This is a genomic window from Escherichia sp. R1 (assembly GCF_003000935.1).
In the GTDB taxonomy this organism is placed as follows: domain Bacteria; phylum Pseudomonadota; class Gammaproteobacteria; order Enterobacterales; family Enterobacteriaceae; genus Escherichia; species Escherichia coli.
The window spans coordinates 163,523-183,076 of sequence record NZ_PSRU01000005.1 but is presented as its reverse complement, the minus strand read 5'-3'; the positions used below and the strand labels follow the sequence as shown (position 1 = coordinate 183,076).

Sequence of the window (19,554 nt, the reverse complement as noted above, 5' to 3'; positions counted from 1 at the left end):
TAAACAAGGCCATATTAAAATTGTGGATATATCGATAGTATGCAACTTCACCGTCGATAAGTGTGAGCTAAATCCTGCTTATGTCATCAAAAATATCGATTCCCCAAAAGATTTACTTAATGGGCAAAAAAAACGGTCCTCATCAGAGAACCGTATTAGTTATTCGATCAAATTAGCGGATGAAAAATATCCGCCATGACACGCTATTATTTGATCTGCGCGTGCATTTCCTGCACCGAAATTACTTTTTCGGTCGCATCGGCATTCAGCGCCATCGCGGTGGCAAAGCCGCCGTTCAGGGTGGTGTCGTAATGCACTTTATATTGCAGCGCACTGCGACGGATCACGCGGGAGTCTTCAATCGCACGACGACCTGAGGTGGTGTTGATGATGTAGGTATATTCGCCATTCTTAATACGGTCCTGAATGTGCGGACGGCCTTCATGCACCTTGTTCACCAGACGCGGATTGATACCCGCTTCGCCCAGCACAATCGCCGTGCCGTGAGTCGCATCCAGCTCGAAGCCCTGTTTCAGCAGTTTTGCCGCCAGGTCCACCACGCGTTCTTTATCGCCTTCGCGCACGGAAAGCAGCGCACGACCGTGTTTCTTCATGGTGGAGTTGCTGCCCAGCTGCGCTTTGGCAAACGCTTCAGCGAAGGTGCGGCCCACGCCCATGACTTCCCCGGTAGAGCGCATTTCTGGCCCTAACAGCGGGTCAACGCCCGGGAATTTATTGAACGGCAGCACCACTTCTTTCACCGAGTAGTACGGCGGGATAACTTCTTTGGTTACGCCCTGCTCAGCCAGCGATTTGCCAGCCATCACACGCGCCGCCACTTTTGCCAGCGGTACGCCGGTGGCTTTGGAGACAAACGGAACGGTACGCGCCGCACGCGGGTTAACTTCAATCAGGTAGACTTCGTTGTTTTTCACCGCAAACTGCACGTTCATCAGGCCGCGCACCTGCAATTCGAAGGCCAGTTTCTGCACCTGCTGGCGCATCACATCCTGAATTTCCTGACTTAAGGTGTAGGCTGGCAGCGAACATGCGGAGTCACCGGAGTGCACGCCCGCCTGCTCGATGTGCTCCATGATGCCGCCAATCAGCACCATTTCGCCGTCGCAGATGGCATCCACGTCAACTTCTACTGCGTCATCAAGGAAGTGGTCCAGCAACACTGGCGCATCGTTAGATACGCTGACCGCTGTCTGGAAGTAGCGACGCAGGTCAGCTTCGTCATAGACGATTTCCATCGCCCGACCGCCGAGAACGTAAGACGGACGCACCACCAGCGGGTAGCCAATCTCTTTCGCTTTCTCAACCGCCATTTCGATGGTGGTAACGGTGGCGTTCGCCGGTTGTTTCAGTTTCAGACGCTCAACCGCATGCTGGAAGCGTTCACGGTCTTCCGCACGGTCGATGGCATCCGGGCTGGTACCGATAACCGGTACGCCAGCAGCTTCCAGCGCGCGCGCCAGTTTCAGCGGGGTCTGACCGCCGTACTGGACGATAACGCCTTTCGGCTTCTCAATACGCACAATTTCCAGCACGTCTTCCAGAGTTACCGGCTCGAAGTAGAGGCGGTCGGAAGTGTCGTAATCAGTGGAGACGGTTTCCGGGTTACAGTTAACCATAATGGTTTCGTAACCGTCTTCACGCAGCGCCAGCGAGGCGTGTACACAGCAGTAGTCGAATTCGATACCCTGACCGATACGGTTCGGGCCGCCGCCGAGGACCATGATTTTGTCACGGTCAGATGGGTTGGATTCGCACTCTTCTTCATAAGTGGAGTACATGTAAGCGGTGTCGGTGGCGAACTCTGCCGCACAAGTATCCACGCGCTTGTAAACCGGGTGCAGATCATACTGGTCGCGCAACTTGCGGATTTCCGCTTCGCGCACGCCCGCCAGTTTAGCCAGACGCGCATCGGCAAAGCCTTTGCGTTTCAACTGGCGCAGGAATTCAGCGTGCAGGCCAGTGATGCCCACTTCTGCGACTTTCTCTTCCAGACGCACCAGCTCTTCAATCTGTACCAGGAACCAGCGGTCAATGTTGGTCAAATTAAATACACCGTCTACAGACAGGCCCGCGCGGAAGGCATCAGCGATATACCAGATACGCTCTGCGCCAGCATCTTTCAGTTCGCGGCGGATTTTAGTCAGCGCTTCCGGGTCGTCGAGACTCACTTTCGGATCGAAGCCAGTTGCGCCCACTTCCAGGCCGCGCAGCGCTTTTTGTAGGGATTCCTGCTGCGTGCGACCAATCGCCATCACTTCGCCAACCGATTTCATCTGAGTGGTCAGACGGTCGTTAGCACCGGCGAATTTCTCGAAGTTGAAGCGAGGAATTTTAGTAACCACATAGTCGATGGACGGCTCGAAGGAGGCCGGAGTACGCCCACCGGTGATGTCGTTCATCAGCTCGTCGAGGGTGTAACCCACCGCCAGTTTCGCCGCCACTTTGGCAATCGGGAAACCAGTGGCTTTCGACGCCAGCGCAGAGGAGCGAGACACGCGTGGGTTCATTTCGATAACAATCAGGCGACCGTTTTTCGGGTTCACCGCAAACTGGACGTTGGAACCACCGGTTTCAACGCCGATTTCACGCAGTACCGCCATCGAGGCGTTACGCATGATTTGATATTCTTTGTCGGTCAGCGTTTGGGCTGGCGCGACAGTGATGGAGTCACCGGTGTGGATGCCCATCGCATCAAAGTTTTCGATAGAGCAGACGATGATGCAGTTGTCGTTTTTATCACGCACCACTTCCATCTCGTACTCTTTCCAGCCGATCAGCGACTCATCAATCAGCAGCTCTTTAGTCGGAGAAAGATCCAGACCGCGGGCGCAAATTTCTTCAAATTCTTCACGGTTATAAGCGATACCGCCACCGCTACCGCCCATGGTAAAGGATGGGCGAATAATGCACGGGAAGCCAACTTCAGCGGCAACCGCCAGCGCTTCTTCCATTGAATGAGCGATACCGGAACGCGCAGTTTCCAGACCGATTTTCTTCATCGCTACGTCGAAACGGCGGCGGTCTTCGGCTTTATCAATCGCATCGGCAGTGGCACCAATCATGGTGACGCCGAACTCTTCCAGCACGCCCTGACGCTCAAGCTCCAGCGCACAGTTCAGCGCCGTCTGCCCCCCCATGGTTGGCAGCACCGCGTCCGGGCGCTCTTTTTCAATAATCTTGCGTACCACTTCCCAGTGAATCGGCTCGATGTAGGTTGCATCAGCCATTTCCGGGTCGGTCATGATAGTCGCCGGGTTGGAGTTCACGAGAATGACGCGGTAACCCTCTTCACGCAGGGCTTTACACGCTTGCGCGCCAGAGTAGTCAAACTCACACGCCTGACCGATAACAATCGGGCCCGCACCCAGAATCAGGATACTTTTTATATCTGTACGTTTTGGCATGGCTCTTTTACTCCTGATTACTTAGCGGTTTTACGGTACTGCTCAATTAACGCGATAAAGTGGTCAAACAACGGCGCGGCGTCGTGTGGACCAGGGCTGGCTTCCGGGTGTCCCTGGAAGCTGAACGCCGGTTTATCGGTACGATGAATGCCCTGTAACGTACCGTCGAACAGGGATTTATGTGTGACACGCAGGTTTGCAGGTAATGTTGCTTCATCCACCGCAAAACCGTGGTTCTGGGCGGTGATCATCACCACATTTTTCTCAACATCTTTAACCGGATGGTTGCCGCCGTGGTGACCAAATTTCATTTTGATGGTCTTCGCACCGCTCGCCAGCGCCAGCAGCTGATGACCGAGGCAGATGCCGAATACCGGAATATCAGTTTCGAGGAATTTCTGGATAGCGGTAATGGCGTAATCGCACGGGGCCGGGTCGCCAGGACCGTTGGAGAGGAAGATGCCGTCTGGATTCATTTTCAGCACATCTTCCGCAGAAGTTTGCGCCGGAACGATGGTCAGGCGACAGCCTCTATCCACCAGCATACGCAGGATGTTGCACTTGGCACCGAAATCGTAGGCCACGACGTGGTACGGCAGCTCGTCTTCTTTTTTCGCTTCTGGCAGGCCGCCGGTCAGTGTCCAGCTCCCTTGTGTCCAGCTATAGGGTTCTGCGGTGGTTACTTCTTTTGCCAGATCCATGCCGTTCAGACCTGGGAACGCGCGGGCTTTTTCTAACGCCAGCGCCGCATCCGGGTTGTCACCCGCAATAATGCAGCCATTCTGAGCACCTTTCTCACGCAGTAAACGCGTCAGCTTACGGGTATCGATATCGGCAATCGCCACGATGTTATGGCGCTTCAGGTAAGAAGAGAGGTCTTCGGTATTACGGAAGTTGCTGGCAATCAGCGGCAGGTCGCGAATCACCAGACCTTGGGCATGAACCTGAGAAGATTCTTCATCGGCGTCATTAGTGCCGACATTGCCAATATGGGGATAAGTAAGAGTAACGATTTGACGAGAATAGGAAGGATCAGTGAGGATTTCTTGATAACCGGTCATTGAAGTATTGAAAACGACTTCCCCAACCGCCGAACCTGTTGCCCCTATGGCCCGACCGTGAAACTGGGTTCCGTCTTCCAGAACCAATAGCGCTGACTTAATCAAAACACCCTCCAGAGAATATTCACTCACTTTATTTGCATATTAATTCACAATGATGACGTAAATCAATGCAAATCTGCTTACCGACGAATTTCTGGCAAACGGCGGCATTCTGGAGATATGGGAGCTAAAAGTCAACTTAATGGCGGGATTTTTTATATTATTTTGTGGCTCATGCATGTTTTACAGGCATTAAGCGACAAAAAGATCATATAACATGTTCTGGAAAACGCTTGCGCAGCAAGAAGATTGCATGAAATCAAAATGAGCAGAAAAAAGTGGACCAAATGGTCAAAATTTACATTAAAACAACAAAAACAGAATACAAAACATGTAATTTTCAGCATTTGCATTAGATTTAAAATCATAACACTAAAAATAAAAGGGCCAAAAATTAAAGCCCTTTATATTCAATGAATTAAATGTGTTATTTTTGCATCACCATAAATATCTTGTGGTTACAGATTATTGAGATCAAGCACATCTCGCATATCAAAAAGACCACTTTCCTTACCACTCAACCACAAAGCCGATCTTACCGCACCGTTAGCAAATGTCATGCGGCTGGATGCCTTATGGGTGATCTCCAGACGCTCGCCAATATCGGCAAACATCGCGGTATGTTCGCCAACGATGTCACCTGCACGCACGGTGGCAAAACCAATGGTGCCAGGCACACGTTCACCGGTATGGCCTTCACGACTGTAGACCGCGCAATCTTTCAGATCTTTATCCAGAGCGTGGGCGATCGCCTCTCCCATTGCCAGTGCGGTGCCTGACGGCGCATCAACTTTATGTCTATGATGTGCTTCAATAATTTCGATATCGGTGTAGTCCCCCATCACTTTGGCTGCTTTCTCCAGCAGTTTAAGCATGACGTTAACGCCAACGCTAAAATTGGCGGCAAAGACAATCGCAATATCGGCGGCGGCGTCACGAATCGCCTGTTTACCGGCTTCGTCAAACCCCGTAGTGCCGATCACCATCCCTTTGCCATGCTGGCGACAAAAAGCGAGATGGTTCAGCGTACCTTCCGGACGGGTAAAATCGATAAACACATCAAAATCATCTTTTATCGCATCAAGGCTGCTTTGCACAGTAACGCCTGTTTTTCCTGCACCCGCCAGCTCACCGGCGTCGCTGCCCAGTAAAGAAGATCCTTCGCGCTCCAGCGCCGCGCCCAGCTGCACGCCTTCTAATGCCAGCGCCGCCTGAATCAACTGGCGGCCCATACGCCCCCCGGCTCCCGCGATGGCAACGCGGATGTTTGCATCATGCATAGCTATTCTCTTTTGTTAATTTGCATAGACCGTTTTCAGAGTAACCAGCGCATCGCTACGCCGCCAGCCAAAAACGCTGATAATTAGAAATTAATGATAAACAGGGAGGGATATCAGTGAAAGGCATGAGTCGATGAATGACTGCATGCCGATAACATGTGACAGGTTACGGCACCAGAGCCAGCACCTCAGCTACCCACTGCTGGAAGCCTTTTACATTCAGATCCAATGCCACCTGTACATTGGCTGGTTTGCCCAGGCAACCGTCGATATCAACTACCGTCGTGCCTGAGGTAAATTCGCCTTGAGTTTCTACCGCGACAAAACACGGTTTGAGAGTGAACAATTCCGGGCGCACCAGCCAGGCGATAGCGCAAAGATCGTGCATACGTAGTCCACTTTGCATACTGCCGCTACGGTAGTGGCTAAACAGGGCGTGTAGCATTTTTCCGGTGCGATTCAACTCCGGCAAAGTAGCGAGATAGTCAGGGGTTAATATTGCCTGATTGGTGACATCCAGACCACACATGACGATTTCGATGCCGCTACGGAAGACACAGGCTGCCGCTTCTGGATCGGCAGCGATATTAAACTCGGCGTTTGGTGTGCAGTTGCCGCGACCAGCAGAACCGCCCATGATCACCAGACGGCGAATATACGGCTTACATTCCGGGCATTGTGAAAGTAACAGCGCAATATTGGTTAACGGGCCGATGGCCACCAGGGTAACGGGCTCTGGCGCACGCATCAGGGCATCACGAATTGCCAGAAACGCCGGTATACCCAGTGGCTGACGGTTGTGTTCAACAAAGTCATAGCCAGCCATTCCCGATTCACCGTGTACAGATGCCGCATCGCGCGGCGCACGAACCAGTGGTACGGCAGCGCCCTGGGCAAGCGGAATATCCACATTCCAGAAATGCAGCAGTTGCAGGGCGTTGCGGGTCGTTTTCTCTACCGAAACATTACCCGCGACAGTGGTCATCAGTTGCAGATCGAGTTCGGGGGTAAAAATCGCGGCGGCAATGGCAACGGCATCGTCAATGCCGGGGTCTGTATCGAGGAAGATAGGTAAACGCATGTTTTCTCCATAAAAAATGCCGGTAACAAGACCGGCATTTTCGCATAACTTAGGCTGCTAATGACTTAATCGACTTCACGAATATCGACTCGCAGCTCTTTCGGCACTTCGAAAACGATATTTTCTTCGCGGCCTTCCAGCGGAATGGCTTCGCCACCGCCAAGCTGCTGTAAACGTGCGACTACGTTCTGTACCAGAATATCCGGAGCTGATGCGCCAGCAGTCACGCCGACGCATTTCGCCTCTTTCACCCACTCTTCCTGGATATCTGTCGCATCGTCAATCAAAAACGCGCGTTTGCCCATACGCTGGGCCAGTTCCGCCAGACGGTTGGAGTTGGAAGAGTTTTTCGAACCAACCACCAGTACTACTTCCGCCTGCTCTGCCAGGGCGCGTACCGCTTCCTGACGGTTAGTCGTGGCGTAGCAGATGTCATCTTTGCGCGGACCGACAATTTTCGGGAAGCGTTTACGCAGCGCGTCGATCACATCAGACGTGTCATCCACCGACAGCGTGGTTTGGGTCATAAAGGAGAGCTTCTCTTCGTTTTTGACCGTCAGTTTCCACACATCGTCTGGCGATTCGACCAGATACATTCCCCCTTCCGGGTTGCTGTACTGGCCCATCGTCCCTTCCACTTCCGGGTGCCCGGCGTGACCGATGAGAATAGATTCTTCACCACGACGGCTGGCGCGGGCGACTTCCATATGCACTTTGGTCACCAGCGGACAGGTGGCGTCAAATACCGTCAAATCACGGCTTTTCGCTTCATTACGTACCGCCTGAGAAACACCGTGTGCGGAGAAAATCAGGATCGCGCCGTCCGGTACTTCGCTAATCTGCTCAATAAAGATAGCCCCACGCTCGCGCAGGCTATCGACCACGTAGCGGTTATGCACCACTTCGTGACGGACATATATCGGTGCGCCGTAAATGGCCAGCGCGTTTTCAACAATGCTGATAGCGCGGTCTACCCCGGCACAAAAACCACGCGGGTTGGCCAACAGGATCTGCATGTTACGCCTCCAGTGCCGGATCGATTTCCAGCACTTCAATATCAAAATGAACGGTCTGCCCGGCCAGCGGATGGTTGAAATCAACGGTAATGGAGTCGCCGTTAATTTCGCGGATCACGCCAGGCATCTCACTGCCATCCATTGCGGTAAAAAGCATGATTGCGCCAATTTCTGGCTCGCCTGCATCCATAAATTCACGGCGGGAGAAGTACTGAATCAGGTCCGGTGACGGCACGCCAAACGCCGCATCTGGCTCCAGCGAGAAGGTGGTTTTATCGCCCACTTTCAGCCCCAGCAGGTGTTGCTCCAGCCCTTCAGAAAGAGAAGCATCACCCAGGCGGAACAGCGCCGGTTTACCGTTGTTGCGGGTAGACTCAGCGGTGGTGCCATCGTCGAGTTTTAGCGTGAAGTGCACCAGGACGGCGCTATTGCTCTGTACAGATTCAGACATGCAGGTTTGCTCTTATATTTTGAGGATTTTTGCCGGATGCGACCTACGATTTCGCAGCAATCTGTAGGCCGGATAAGATGCGTCAGCATCGCATCCGGCAGGGTTTATTATTGTTTTTTCGCTTTAGAAGGTAAAAAACCTTCCAGCACAATCAGTGCCGCACCGACACAAATGGCAGTATCGGCAAGGTTGAAGGTGGCGAAGTGCCAGTCGCCGACATAGAAGTCGATCATATCGACAACGAAGCCGTGCCACAGGCGGTCGAACAGGTTGCCCAGTGCGCCGCCAATAATCAGCGCGTAAGCGATATTGTTTAGCTTCTGCGTGGCCTTCGAGCGATACATCATCACTACCAGGATCACGCTAATACCAATCGCAATACCGGCAAAGAACCAACGCTGCCAGCCGCCGCTATCGGCAAGGAAACTAAACGCCGCGCCATAGTTACGCGCATAATGCAGATTAAGCGACGGGAACAGCGGGACCGTATCCCCCAGAGCAAAGTTCTGGAGGATCAGGTATTTGCTGCCCAGATCGATAATCAGCACGACTACCACCAGCCACAGCCAGCGTAGCCCTGTTGAACAGATCGATTGACTCATCAGGCAAACTTACGTTTTTCACCGTCACCGGCGACGTTGCTGACACAGCGGCCGCAGATTTCTGCGTGTTCCGCCACCTTGCCGACATCCTGGGTGTAGTGCCAGCAGCGAGGACACTTCTCACCTTCGGCTTTACTCAACGCGACTTTCAGCCCTTTGAGGACTTCGCTCTGCTGGGCATCAGCAGGTGCGTCGTTATAGTCTGCAACGGTAGCGCCGGAGGTCAACAGGACAAATCGTAATTCATCGCCCAGCGCGGTCAGTTTCGCCGCCAGTTCCGGTTCTGCATACAAGGTTACTGCCGCTTCCAGCGAGCCGCCCACGTTCTTATCGGCACGCGCTTGCTCAATGACTTTGTTCACTTCGCCACGCACTTTCAACAGCTCGTCCCAGAACGCATCGTTCATTGCTTCACTGTCTGCCAGACCAAACAGGCCTTCGTACCACTCGCCGGTGAAGACGTATTTTTCACGTTCGCCCGGCAGGTAACCCCACACTTCATCAGCGGTGAAGGAGAGGATTGGTGCCATCCAGCGAACCAGCGCTTCTGCGATGTGATACAGCGCAGTCTGGCAGCTACGACGCGCCACGCTGTCCGCTTTGGCGGTATACTGACGGTCTTTGATGATGTCGAGGTAGAAGGAACCCATCTCAACGGAGCAGAAGCGCATCAGACGCTGTACCACTTCGTGGAAATCGTATGCTTCGTACGCCTTGAGGATGTCTTCCTGTGCCGCTTTCGCACAACCTACGGCCCAGCGATCCAGTACCACCATCTCTTCCGGTTTCACCATATCTTTTGCCGGATCAAAACCGTTCAGGTTTGCCAGCAGGAAGCGCGCGGTGTTACGGATACGACGATAGCTGTCGGCAGCACGTTTCAGGATCTCGTCAGAAACGGCCATTTCGCCAGTGTAGTCGGTTGATGCCACCCACAGACGCAGAATATCCGCACCCAGTTTATTCATCACATCCTGCGGCGAAACGGTGTTACCGATGGATTTAGACATCTTGCGACCCTGACCATCCACGGTAAAGCCGTGAGTCAGTACCTGACGATATGGCGCTTTGCCCTTCATCGCGGTAGAGATCATCAGGGAAGACATGAACCAGCCACGGTGTTGGTCAGAACCTTCCAGATACATGTCCGCTGCGTGACCGGCAAATTCCGGACGCACATCAACAACGGAAGAGTGGGTAGATCCGGAGTCAAACCATACATCCAGCGTATCCGGTACTTTCACATACTGGTCAGCTTCGTCGCCGAGGATCTCTTTCGCATCGAGATCCCACCACGCCTGAATGCCGTCAACTTCAACGCGTTTTGCCACTTCTTCCATCAGTTCGAGAGTACGCGGATGCAGTTCTTCTGTGTCTTTGTGCACGAACAGTGACATCGGCACGCCCCAGGTACGCTGACGAGAGATACACCAGTCAGGACGGTTAGCAACCATCGACTCGATACGCGCCTGGCCCCAGTCAGGGATCCACTGCACGCCTTTGATCTCTTTCAGTGACTGCGCACGCAGACCTTTCTGATCCATGCTGACGAACCACTGCGGCGTCGCGCGGAAGATGATCGGCGTTTTATGACGCCAGCAGCACGGATAGCTGTGTTGCATTTTCTCAACGTGCAACAGCGCGCCTTTTTCCTGCAACAACGCAATGACAATATCGTTCGCTTTGAAGACATTAACGCCATCCAGAGTCGGGTAAGTACCCGGCAGATAAGTGCCGTCCGGGCCAACCGGGTTAGCGGTTTCCAGACCATATTTTTGACCGATCACATAGTCGTCCGGACCGTGGCCTGGCGCGGTATGAACGGCACCGGTACCGGCATCCAGCGTAACGTGGTCGCCGAGAATTGCCGGAACATCGAAGTCCATAAACGGATGGGTAAAGCGCAACAGTTCCAGCTCGGCACCTTTCACCGTGCCAAGAATGGTGTAATCGCTAACGCCGATACGCTGCATTACGCTTTCAACCAGATCTTTCGCGAGGATCACGGCCTGACCGTCGATTTGCACCAGCGCATAATCAAAATCAGGTGCAATGGAGATTGCGCGGTTAGCAGGCAGCGTCCACGGCGTGGTGGTCCAGATAACCAGCGAAATTGGGCCGTTAACATTGCTTACGCCAAATTTCGTTTTAAGCGCATCCTGATCGACCGCCTGGAAAGCGACGTCGATGGACGGAGAAGTTTTGTCGTAATACTCAACTTCCGCTTCTGCCAGTGCAGAACGGCAGTCAACGCACCAGTGCACCGGCTTCGCGCCTTTGTGCAGGTGACCGTTGCCGATGATTTTGCCCAGCGCGCGGATGATGTTGGCTTCAGTTTTGAAGTCCATGGTCAGGTACGGGTGCGACCAGTCGCCCAGCACGCCCAGACGGATAAAGTCTTTGCGCTGACCGTCAACCTGGGTCGCAGCGTATTCGCGGCACTTGGCGCGGAACTCAGCGGCGGTGAATTTCTCCCCCGGCTTACCGTATTCTTGCTCTACTTTCAGCTCGATTGGCAGACCATGACAGTCCCAGCCAGGCACATACGGCGAGTCATATCCAGAAAGCCCTTTGGACTTAATGATAATGTCTTTCAGAATCTTGTTAACCGAGTGACCAATATGAATGCTGCCATTCGCATAAGGAGGGCCATCATGCAGAATGAAGGTTTTTTTGCCTTTTTTAGCTGCACGAATGATGCCGTACAGATCATCATCAGTCCAACGCGCCAGCATTCCCGGTTCGCGCTTGGCGAGATCGCCACGCATCGGGAACCCTGTTTCCGGCAAATTCAGGGTTGATTTATAGTCACTCATCAGATTCTCGGTTCCGTATTTCGGTTTGATTACATAACAGGCTTAAGCCGGTTTTGTTAGCCCAAAAAATTCGCGGGCGGTTAATTCATCACGCGCAATCTGCGCTTTCAGTTCGTCCAGCGATGCAAATCGCTGCTCATTGCGTATTTTTTTACGCAGCACTACTTGTATATGGCGACCATAAAGGTCCATTGCAACATCTAACAAATGCACTTCCAGTTGCTGGCGAATACCGGCAACCGTTGGGCGTGTTCCGATGTTTGCAACGCCGGGTAACGGCTTTTCGCCAAGGCCCAACACTTCTACCGCATAAACCCCTTTCACCGGGGAAACCTGACGGCGTAGCGGTACATTCGCCGTCGGGAAACCTATAGTGCGCCCTAATTCATCACCGTGGACTACACGCCCGGAGATAGCAAACGGGTGCCCCAGTAAACTTTCTGCCAGAGCCAGATTGTCATCCGCAAGCGCCTGACGCACGGCGGTGCTGCTGATACGCACGCCACCTTCGCAAAAAGTTTGCGTGCTGGTGATATCGAAGCCGTATTCCATGCCCGCTTTCTGTAATAACAAGAAATCGCCTTCACGACCAGCGCCAAAGCGGAAATCGTCACCTACGGCAAGAAATTTTACCCGCAAGTGCTTCACCAGAAGATCACTGATGAAGTTTTGCGCGGTTAACGCCGCAAAACGCCTGTCAAAACGCACGCACAGCACGTAATCAACACCACACTCTGCAAGATAACGTAGTTTTTCCCGCAGCCGGGTGAGCCGTGCCGGGGCTTTATCAGTAGCAAACAGTTCCAGTGGTTGAGGTTCAAAAAGCATCACCATCACCGGTAAGTTGCGCTTGCGCCCTTCTTCCTGCAAGCCCTGTAACAGCGCGCGATGACCGCGATGCACGCCGTCGAAATTACCAATAGTCAGCACACACCCTTCTTGCGGGGCCTGGCTGAGATTATGTATGCCGCGTATCAGCTTCATGTCTGGCTCAAAACAGTGAAAATCGTCCGAGTATACCTTGTACAGCGGTCAAGGTTAACCGGCGATTGAGTACCGAAATCAGAAAGAAGTGGCTTTTCATTGCTATGGCGCAAATCATGGGAAGAAACTGACCGCCTGCTGCAATTTTTCTCGCGGAAAAGCTGTATTCACACCCCGCAAGCTGGTAGAATCCTGCGCCATCACTACGTAACGAGTGCCGGCACATTAACGGCGCTTATTTGCACAAATCCATTGACAAAAGAAGGCTAAAAGGGCATATTCCTCGGCCTTTGAATTGTCCATATAGAACACATTTGGGAGTTGGACCTTGGCTAATATCAAATCAGCTAAGAAGCGCGCCATTCAGTCTGAAAAGGCTCGTAAGCACAACGCAAGCCGTCGCTCTATGATGCGTACTTTCATCAAGAAAGTATACGCAGCTATCGAAGCTGGCGACAAAGCTGCTGCACAGAAAGCATTTAACGAAATGCAACCAATCGTGGACCGTCAGGCTGCTAAAGGTCTGATCCACAAAAACAAAGCTGCACGTCATAAGGCTAACCTGACTGCACAGATCAACAAACTGGCTTAATTGCCTGTTGTTGTCAGCTTTGTAAAAAAACCCGCTCTGGCGGGTTTTTTTATATCCATCTGCAGGCCAAAATTCGGCCTGCAAAGTACAAATGTTTATTTTGAAGCTGGAGTAAACAGCGCAGAATAGTCTGTATTGCAGATACGCTGTACTGCAGGGTGCTGAATCATCCTTTCGGCAAAAATCGCGTGGTACTCTTCCATCACGTTCTCAACACGGCCTATCTCCACAACCGAGTCATCGTTATAGAAATCATTAGCGTAAAGCGAAGGTGCAACGAAAATAGCGTTATGCGTCGCCCCAAAGGCTTTCATCAACGCAGCATCATCAAACTCACCCAAAATTTCGACGTTCAAGCCCTGGGAGTTAAACCAGTTTAATAGTTTACGCCCCAACATTGAGCGACGCCCCGGAATAAGTAAACGACGCTCTTCAAGACAGGCAGGAAACGGCTTTTCTGGTAGTGGGTTAGTGCACCAGAAACTGACACCACATTCGCCAATTTTCATGGAAAACAGCCCTTCCTGCTGAGTGGAATCGATCGGACAGTCAGAGATGATCATATCCAGTTTATGCTGACTCAACTGCTCTAAAAGCATCTCGTGCGTCGATTCGAAACAGCGTAGATGGATCTGCTCGTCTTCCACAACTGCGGCATCCAGAACACTGCTGACCAGACGTTTGGAAAGTGCATCTGCCACACCAACATCAAACAATAAGTTGGACTCTTTGCGATAGTTGACGATATCCAGCATTTCCTGGCTTAAGGTGAACATTTTATCGGCATAGCGATAGACCAGTTCTCCCAGTTCGCTGGGTTCCAGACCACGTCCTTTACGCTTAAATAGTTTCCCTTGCAGGCGCTCTTCCAGCGCCCGGATCTGCCCGGTAATGGTTTGTGGTGTTAAATAAAGCGCCTCCGCTGCGCCAACCACAGAACCTTCTTTGTAGACATGCCAGAAGTAATACAAGTGGTTGTAATTGATATGAGACATGCTCATTTCTCTCCCTGATAACAATGAAAAGGGAGCCGTTTATGGCTCCCCAGTACATCGTCCTGTCAAACTGATGGACGTAAACGAACGCGTAACCAGCTATATCCAATTACCGCCGAAGAAATTGAACCGACAAGGATGCCTAATTTTGCCCAGTTAATCAGTTCTGGATCTACGCTACCAAATGCCAGGCTGGCAATAAAGATAGACATAGTAAAACCGATACCGCACAGGATACCAACCGCCATAATTTGCTGGTAAGTCGTTCCCTCTGGCAGATGTGCCAGTTTCAAACGCAGCGCCAACCAGCAGAACAGACTAATACCCAGTGGCTTGCCAATCAGCAAACCAGCGATGATCCCTAATGGCAGAATGGAGGTCAAACCTTCCAGCGTGACACCTTGCAGTGAAACGCCAGCATTAGCAAATGCAAACAGCGGCAAAATCAGATACGCCACCCATGGATGCAAAACATGCTCCAGACGTTTAGCCGGAGAGCGCCCATGCTTCTCTTTCAAAGGAATAAAGAAGCCGACAATGACGCCAGCCAGGGTTGCGTGAACCCCCGATTTCAACACCGCTGTCCACAGCACCACGCCAACCAGAATATAAACGCCCGTGCGGCGTACACCACACAGATTCAATACCGCGAGTACCGCAATTGCTACAGCCGCGACGCCAAGAGAGGCCATCGATAAGTCATTAGTGTAGAACAATGCGATGATAATGATGGCCCCAAGATCGTCGATAATAGCCAGAGCCATCAAAAAGATCTTCAGCGCTAACGGAACACGACTTCCCAACAGCGCCAACACACCAAGTGCAAAGGCAATGTCAGTCGCCGCCGGGATTGCCCAGCCTTCGCGGGTAATCGGATCGGCATAGTTAAAAGCCAGATAGAGCAATGCCGGGACAATCATCCCGCCGATTGCGGCAATAACAGGAAATGCCGCCTGGCGCAGACTGGCCAGCGAACCTTGCATCAGCTCGCGTTTAACTTCCAGACCAACCAACAGGAAAAATACCGCCATCAGAGCGTCATTGATCCATAGCAGCATGTTCTTGTTGATCTCAAGTGTCCCAACCCGGAGCTGAACCGGCGTCTCAAGAAAGTCGTGATACCATCCACTGGTTGCACCGCTGTTGGCCATAATCATCGCTAATACAGCGGCAATAATGAGAATAATGCCTCCCGAGGCATCACTGCTAAAGAATCGATGCAGATGTTTCACTTTTTATTTCTCTTCAGGTGAATAGATCGTTTTCACGATTTTACCCCGCACGAATCATCGTTAAAATCAGATTATAGTGTAGGAATAGCTCGCTTTTTACGATCTATTAAAAGAATTGCGCCATCAGCGAGAGATGAGTTTTTGATGCCCGAAAGCGGCGGCTGATGACCTTAAACCCCATTAATCATAGTCTAATGTCAAGATTTCTGAAGAAATTATTCGGAAAAGTAATAATTAAATTGTTCCATGCTCTAGTTTTTTATTCCACAGATGTTTGAGGATATCTAATGTAGAAACGACATTCGCAGGAGACATTCGGTTCAATGATATAAGGAAAGGATGGTTCTCCACAAAGTGGATAAAACGCGTCGCACTGTTCAATGTTGCATGCCGCATCTCGCGGACTTTCTTACTGCCAGTGAGATTGCATACAGCCATTGAATAATTGCGGTTAGAAAATGCACGCCAGACATTATTTCGTACCCCACCACTAAGGAATAATCGCGGTGGAAAATCAATGGTGGCGGGTGCCACACCGCGCTCTTTGACAAAGGAAATATGGCAGCGACCTTGATGAATATGCTGCAAATTAGCCATCAGGCAGCCGCCCAATATAAAGCATTCGTGATCAAGGTAATGCTGAACGTTGTTGGAATGCTCATCGGTCAGTATTCTGACCAGTTCAAAATGACGATATGCCGGAAGAACCGGTTTTACCAACATTCCCGGATCGTTTTGATGTAAAACTGCCGGGCCGTAATCAATATCAAACAAGGTATCCCGCCGCATAGTAAGTAACTCTTTGCGCTGGACATGATGTGCCAGCGTCCCTGGAGACATACGCTCTTCATAGTTCGATGTGTATTGATAATGTTGCTCTACGGCAGATGAGGAGTAATTGGTTGAGATGGCAACCACCCTGCCGCTTTGTTCTTCTGCGGTAACAAGAGCATAAAGAGAGTTATTGCTACCATTATACTTGACGCGAAAAGCGCGGGTACTCAGGGTAATATCAGAAGCTGGGAAACACTGTCGACTTTCTTTATAGTTTGCTTCACGCGCTAATTTTAACAGTTCACGGCTAAGTCCAGTGCTGTTAAGAAGTAATGACTTTCTGATATCCGCAAGTGCCTCCCCTTGCTCAATCATCAATGCTAACTGGGCTCCTCGTGGTGTGGTAATTACATGTTCCAGAGTGATAAATGTTTTCTCACAATGATGGCAATACATTCTTCTCTGGCCTTGTGCAGAATATCCATATTTTTTGAGGGACGTGCCTCCGCAAGTTGAACATTGGCAAATCAAACCTCTCCAGGAGTGATTCACAATATTACGATAAATATTAAGCGACTGTTCAGATATCACTGGAAACAAGTAACCACATTCACGGCATAAAATATTTTTACCCTGTGCGACATAATCCTGGCTATTCAGCAACCCCAGGTTTTTACATCCTGGTGTTTTGCAACAATCAACGTTTACGTTGGTAAACATATCCACTCCCTGCGAATAGCCGTATCTTGATATTGTTCAACGCGAAAAGAACCTGATTCAATGCGTAGCACTGAATCAGGCGGGCATAGCCCTAAATGGCATACATTACATTTATTATGATTATCAGGTTAGCCCCAGGTCACCGCTTCTGGTTTATCACCTCTGGCTTTCATTAGAGAATCATTATCAATATCAGTTTTATATTTTAAAAACTTACCATACATCTGTTTTTCAATATCTGGTTTTTTACCGATCAGATTAAGTGTTTCATAACGATCAGATTTCAGATTGTAGAGATATTTCGGTTTATTATTGCGATCGATAATCATCTTCCAGCCACCATCACGGATCGCCCATTCATCGGTTGGATCATCCTGGAATGGCATATCAATCCCGAAAATTAATGGCTTTTCGCGTTTCAATGCTTTTTGCTCAAGAACAGGAACCAGCGATTCACCATCGAAAGTACGGTCTGTAGGTAATTTGAAGTTCATCATTTTCGCTAAAGTAGGCATCCAGTCCAGACCATAAACGGGTGTATCTGAAACCATTCCCTGTGGTAGATGTTTACCATATTTAATAATGGCTGGAACACGAATTCCGCCTTCCCAAAGGTTATCCTTGCGACCGCGTAATCCATCCGTTTCCCCTGCCAAATTCAGCTCATACACTTTGCGCGCTTCACGCGTTACCGGACCGTTATCACTGGTAAAAATAACGATTGTGTTATCTTCTTCACCCATCGCTTTGATTTTATCCAGCACTTTTCCAACCTGTGCATCCAGATAGCTGATATTGGCATAATATTCCCCCACACCACGCCAGGGTTTGTCTGCCCAGTCGCCATAAAATAAATCAGGATGCTGCTTCTGATACGCGCTCATATATTGTGAGTACATGTCGAGGTATTTTTTGGGCGAAGCCAGGGGGCTATGCACTTCGGTAAAAGCAACATAGAGGAAGAAAGGCTTGCTGTCCTTTTTGTTATCCAGCCAGTTGACGACTTCCGAACTGACATACTCACCGCTCATTTTATCGGCTCGTGGAGTGGGTTGCCCATTACGTAGCCAGCCTGTCGGGTAAACCATGCCATAACGCGGGCGTTCTTTAGCGTTATCCAGCGTGGCGTCGGTAACAAAGCCCGCCGTATTAGCCAGTGAGTAATCAAAGCCCATATCTTGTGCTTGTGGCTGATCGGTGCGATCGCCGCCTGCATTCAGATGCAGCTTACCCATCATTGCCGTGTCGTACCCTTGCGCTTTGAGTAGATTAGCAATCGTGAGTTCGTTACGCCCTAAGGCAACATCTTTGCCTGAAGGAATCCATGAGCGAATTCCAGTACGAAATGGCATCCGGCCGGTTAATAGCCCTGCGCGTGAAGGTGAACTTAAAGGAGCGGGGGCATAGTAGTCAGTAAATTTGACCCCTTCCTGGGCAAGCCTGTCGATATTAGGTGTTTTAACGATCTGATGACCATATGTTGCTAAATCGCCATAACCTAAATCATCCGCCATAATAATGACTAAATTAGGTTGTTTAGCCTCTGCGGCTAAGGCAGGACTAAAAGCATTCCCTGTGCAAACAGCAAGGCCGATCAAACTGGCCATTAACGTTTTCTGCATAATTATTCCCTGATAAAAATTAGAAATCATAACCAAGCATATAAATCATTTGATCGCCAAAGCCATCGTAGCCCAGCTTATTATCGAAATAACGCCACGTCACACTTGCTTTCCAGCGAGGATAGAACTTCCAGGCAATAGTTAAACCGCCATTTAACCCGTTCCGGCCAAATTGCTGCTCCGTGTAAGCATCGTTCCTGTCCAGTTCTATTTCATTCCAGTTAGATAAAACAAATTTTTCGTCAAATAACGTAAATGGTAATACTGCTGTCCAGCCAACAACATAACCATTCCAACCATTCGTTTGACCATATTTAGCTGATACGTAGTCACCAGATTGATTATGCAATCCAATATACGGTTTAAAAAAGCCCCACTCGCCGTTCCAGCCGAGGTAACCGAATCCATAAAACATGTCCAGATCGTCACCCCATGAGTTATCCCATTGGCCATAAATTTTGCCAAAGAATGTCATATCAGAGTCAAAGAGTCTGACATGCGTCATTGCTGAAACCGTATGATTTCTCCCTGCTACAGCATGATTGAGTACATTACTTTCATAAAATGAGTAAAATTCTGCTTCTTTAAAATTTACCCCAAAATCCGCAGTCACTTTCCATACTTCACCACGGTGAGTGTTTACAAATCCACTATTCCAGTCTGCATAACCCGCATTTATTGAACCAAAGGTTCCTTTATATTCTAATGAAGAATATGCAGGAAAATGATAGATAGCTGTTATCAAGGTACACGCAATAAGAAGTCGTCTTTTGGCAGACATATAATATGTTCTCCATTCAT

The 19,554-nt window shown here is 50.4% G+C and carries 16 protein-coding genes; 1 reads left to right on the top strand and 15 read right to left on the bottom strand.

Annotated features, from left to right (window positions below):
• Window positions 1-206: 206 nt before the first annotated feature.
• The 10 genes from carB to C4F37_RS08310 form a co-directional block, all read right to left on the bottom strand.
• Window positions 207-3,425 carry a carbamoyl-phosphate synthase large subunit gene (gene carB / locus C4F37_RS08360; RefSeq protein WP_001126336.1) on the bottom strand — a complete coding sequence of 1,073 codons (3,219 nt, stop codon included), beginning with the start codon at window positions 3,423-3,425 and terminating at the stop codon, window positions 207-209.
• A 17-nt stretch (window positions 3,426-3,442) separates the two neighbouring features.
• Complete coding sequence (carA, locus tag C4F37_RS08355; RefSeq protein ID WP_001540660.1) at window positions 3,443-4,591, bottom strand: glutamine-hydrolyzing carbamoyl-phosphate synthase small subunit; 1,149 nt, start codon at window positions 4,589-4,591, stop codon at window positions 3,443-3,445.
• 455 nt (window positions 4,592-5,046) lie between these two features.
• Window positions 5,047-5,868 (bottom strand): 4-hydroxy-tetrahydrodipicolinate reductase, encoded by an 822-nt coding sequence (gene dapB / locus C4F37_RS08345; protein ID WP_000543585.1) that lies wholly within the window; start codon window positions 5,866-5,868, stop codon window positions 5,047-5,049.
• A gap of 166 nt (window positions 5,869-6,034) precedes the next feature.
• Window positions 6,035-6,949, bottom strand: a complete 915-nt coding sequence (rihC, locus tag C4F37_RS08340; RefSeq protein ID WP_001239172.1) for a ribonucleoside hydrolase RihC — start codon at window positions 6,947-6,949, stop codon at window positions 6,035-6,037.
• Between the two features lie 65 nt (window positions 6,950-7,014).
• Entirely contained in the window at window positions 7,015-7,965 is a 951-nt protein-coding gene (gene ispH, locus C4F37_RS08335; RefSeq protein WP_001166403.1) for a 4-hydroxy-3-methylbut-2-enyl diphosphate reductase, read from the bottom strand.
• Window position 7,966: 1 nt separating this feature from the next.
• The gene (gene fkpB, locus C4F37_RS08330; protein WP_000004655.1) at window positions 7,967-8,416 is read right to left on the bottom strand and encodes an FKBP-type peptidyl-prolyl cis-trans isomerase; all 450 of its coding nucleotides are present in this window, start codon (window positions 8,414-8,416) and stop codon (window positions 7,967-7,969) included.
• 107 nt (window positions 8,417-8,523) lie between these two features.
• A complete protein-coding gene (lspA, locus tag C4F37_RS08325; protein ID WP_000083381.1) occupies window positions 8,524-9,018 on the bottom strand; it encodes a signal peptidase II in 495 nt (164 codons plus the stop codon).
• On the bottom strand, window positions 9,018-11,834 hold the full coding sequence (gene ileS, locus C4F37_RS08320) for an isoleucine--tRNA ligase (RefSeq protein ID WP_001286825.1): 2,817 nt from the start codon (window positions 11,832-11,834) through the stop codon (window positions 9,018-9,020). The genes lspA and ileS overlap by 1 nt, the downstream gene beginning before the upstream one ends.
• A gap of 42 nt (window positions 11,835-11,876) precedes the next feature.
• Window positions 11,877-12,818, bottom strand: a complete 942-nt coding sequence (gene ribF / locus C4F37_RS08315; RefSeq protein ID WP_000767329.1) for a bifunctional riboflavin kinase/FAD synthetase — start codon at window positions 12,816-12,818, stop codon at window positions 11,877-11,879.
• A 7-nt stretch (window positions 12,819-12,825) separates the two neighbouring features.
• Window positions 12,826-13,044, bottom strand: coding sequence for a DUF2575 family protein (locus tag C4F37_RS08310; RefSeq protein ID WP_001337277.1), 219 nt, complete (start codon window positions 13,042-13,044; stop codon window positions 12,826-12,828).
• Window positions 13,045-13,146: 102 nt separating this feature from the next.
• On the opposite strand from C4F37_RS08310, the gene rpsT reads away from it, so the two are divergent.
• A complete protein-coding gene (gene rpsT, locus C4F37_RS08305; RefSeq protein ID WP_001274021.1) occupies window positions 13,147-13,410 on the top strand; it encodes a 30S ribosomal protein S20 in 264 nt (87 codons plus the stop codon).
• Window positions 13,411-13,505: 95 nt separating this feature from the next.
• Here the strand turns inward: rpsT and nhaR are convergent, their stop codons facing one another.
• The 5 genes from nhaR to C4F37_RS08280 form a co-directional block, all read right to left on the bottom strand.
• The gene (gene nhaR / locus C4F37_RS08300; RefSeq protein ID WP_000062878.1) at window positions 13,506-14,411 is read right to left on the bottom strand and encodes a transcriptional activator NhaR; all 906 of its coding nucleotides are present in this window, start codon (window positions 14,409-14,411) and stop codon (window positions 13,506-13,508) included.
• 59 nt (window positions 14,412-14,470) lie between these two features.
• Window positions 14,471-15,637, bottom strand: a complete 1,167-nt coding sequence (nhaA, locus tag C4F37_RS08295; protein WP_000681384.1) for a Na+/H+ antiporter NhaA — start codon at window positions 15,635-15,637, stop codon at window positions 14,471-14,473.
• Window positions 15,638-15,871: 234 nt separating this feature from the next.
• Window positions 15,872-17,131 (bottom strand): hypothetical protein, encoded by a 1,260-nt coding sequence (locus C4F37_RS08290; protein WP_000494929.1) that lies wholly within the window; start codon window positions 17,129-17,131, stop codon window positions 15,872-15,874.
• Window positions 17,132-17,259: 128 nt separating this feature from the next.
• Entirely contained in the window at window positions 17,260-18,753 is a 1,494-nt protein-coding gene (locus tag C4F37_RS08285) for a sulfatase family protein (RefSeq protein WP_001774152.1), read from the bottom strand.
• 19 nt (window positions 18,754-18,772) lie between these two features.
• Complete coding sequence (locus C4F37_RS08280) at window positions 18,773-19,534, bottom strand: outer membrane protein OmpK (RefSeq protein WP_001274832.1); 762 nt, start codon at window positions 19,532-19,534, stop codon at window positions 18,773-18,775.
• Window positions 19,535-19,554: the final 20 nt, after the last annotated feature.

What these genes read in the sequence shown, in the direction of transcription:
- ileS (WP_001286825.1), bottom strand. Translation starts at nt 11,834, where the DNA reads ATGAGTGACTATAAATCAACCCTGAATTTGCCGGAAACAGGGTTCCCG.
- dapB (WP_000543585.1), bottom strand. Translation starts at nt 5,868, where the DNA reads ATGCATGATGCAAACATCCGCGTTGCCATCGCGGGAGCCGGGGGGCGT.
- rihC (WP_001239172.1), bottom strand. Translation starts at nt 6,949, where the DNA reads ATGCGTTTACCTATCTTCCTCGATACAGACCCCGGCATTGACGATGCC.
- ispH (WP_001166403.1), bottom strand. Translation starts at nt 7,965, where the DNA reads ATGCAGATCCTGTTGGCCAACCCGCGTGGTTTTTGTGCCGGGGTAGAC.
- C4F37_RS08285 (WP_001774152.1), bottom strand. Translation starts at nt 18,753, where the DNA reads ATGCAGAAAACGTTAATGGCCAGTTTGATCGGCCTTGCTGTTTGCACA.
- C4F37_RS08310 (WP_001337277.1), bottom strand. Translation starts at nt 13,044, where the DNA reads ATGTGCCGGCACTCGTTACGTAGTGATGGCGCAGGATTCTACCAGCTT.
- nhaR (WP_000062878.1), bottom strand. Translation starts at nt 14,411, where the DNA reads ATGAGCATGTCTCATATCAATTACAACCACTTGTATTACTTCTGGCAT.
- C4F37_RS08290 (WP_000494929.1), bottom strand. Translation starts at nt 17,131, where the DNA reads ATGTTTACCAACGTAAACGTTGATTGTTGCAAAACACCAGGATGTAAA.
- lspA (WP_000083381.1), bottom strand. Translation starts at nt 9,018, where the DNA reads ATGAGTCAATCGATCTGTTCAACAGGGCTACGCTGGCTGTGGCTGGTG.
- fkpB (WP_000004655.1), bottom strand. Translation starts at nt 8,416, where the DNA reads ATGTCTGAATCTGTACAGAGCAATAGCGCCGTCCTGGTGCACTTCACG.
- carB (WP_001126336.1), bottom strand. Translation starts at nt 3,425, where the DNA reads ATGCCAAAACGTACAGATATAAAAAGTATCCTGATTCTGGGTGCGGGC.
- ribF (WP_000767329.1), bottom strand. Translation starts at nt 12,818, where the DNA reads ATGAAGCTGATACGCGGCATACATAATCTCAGCCAGGCCCCGCAAGAA.
- C4F37_RS08280 (WP_001274832.1), bottom strand. Translation starts at nt 19,534, where the DNA reads ATGTCTGCCAAAAGACGACTTCTTATTGCGTGTACCTTGATAACAGCT.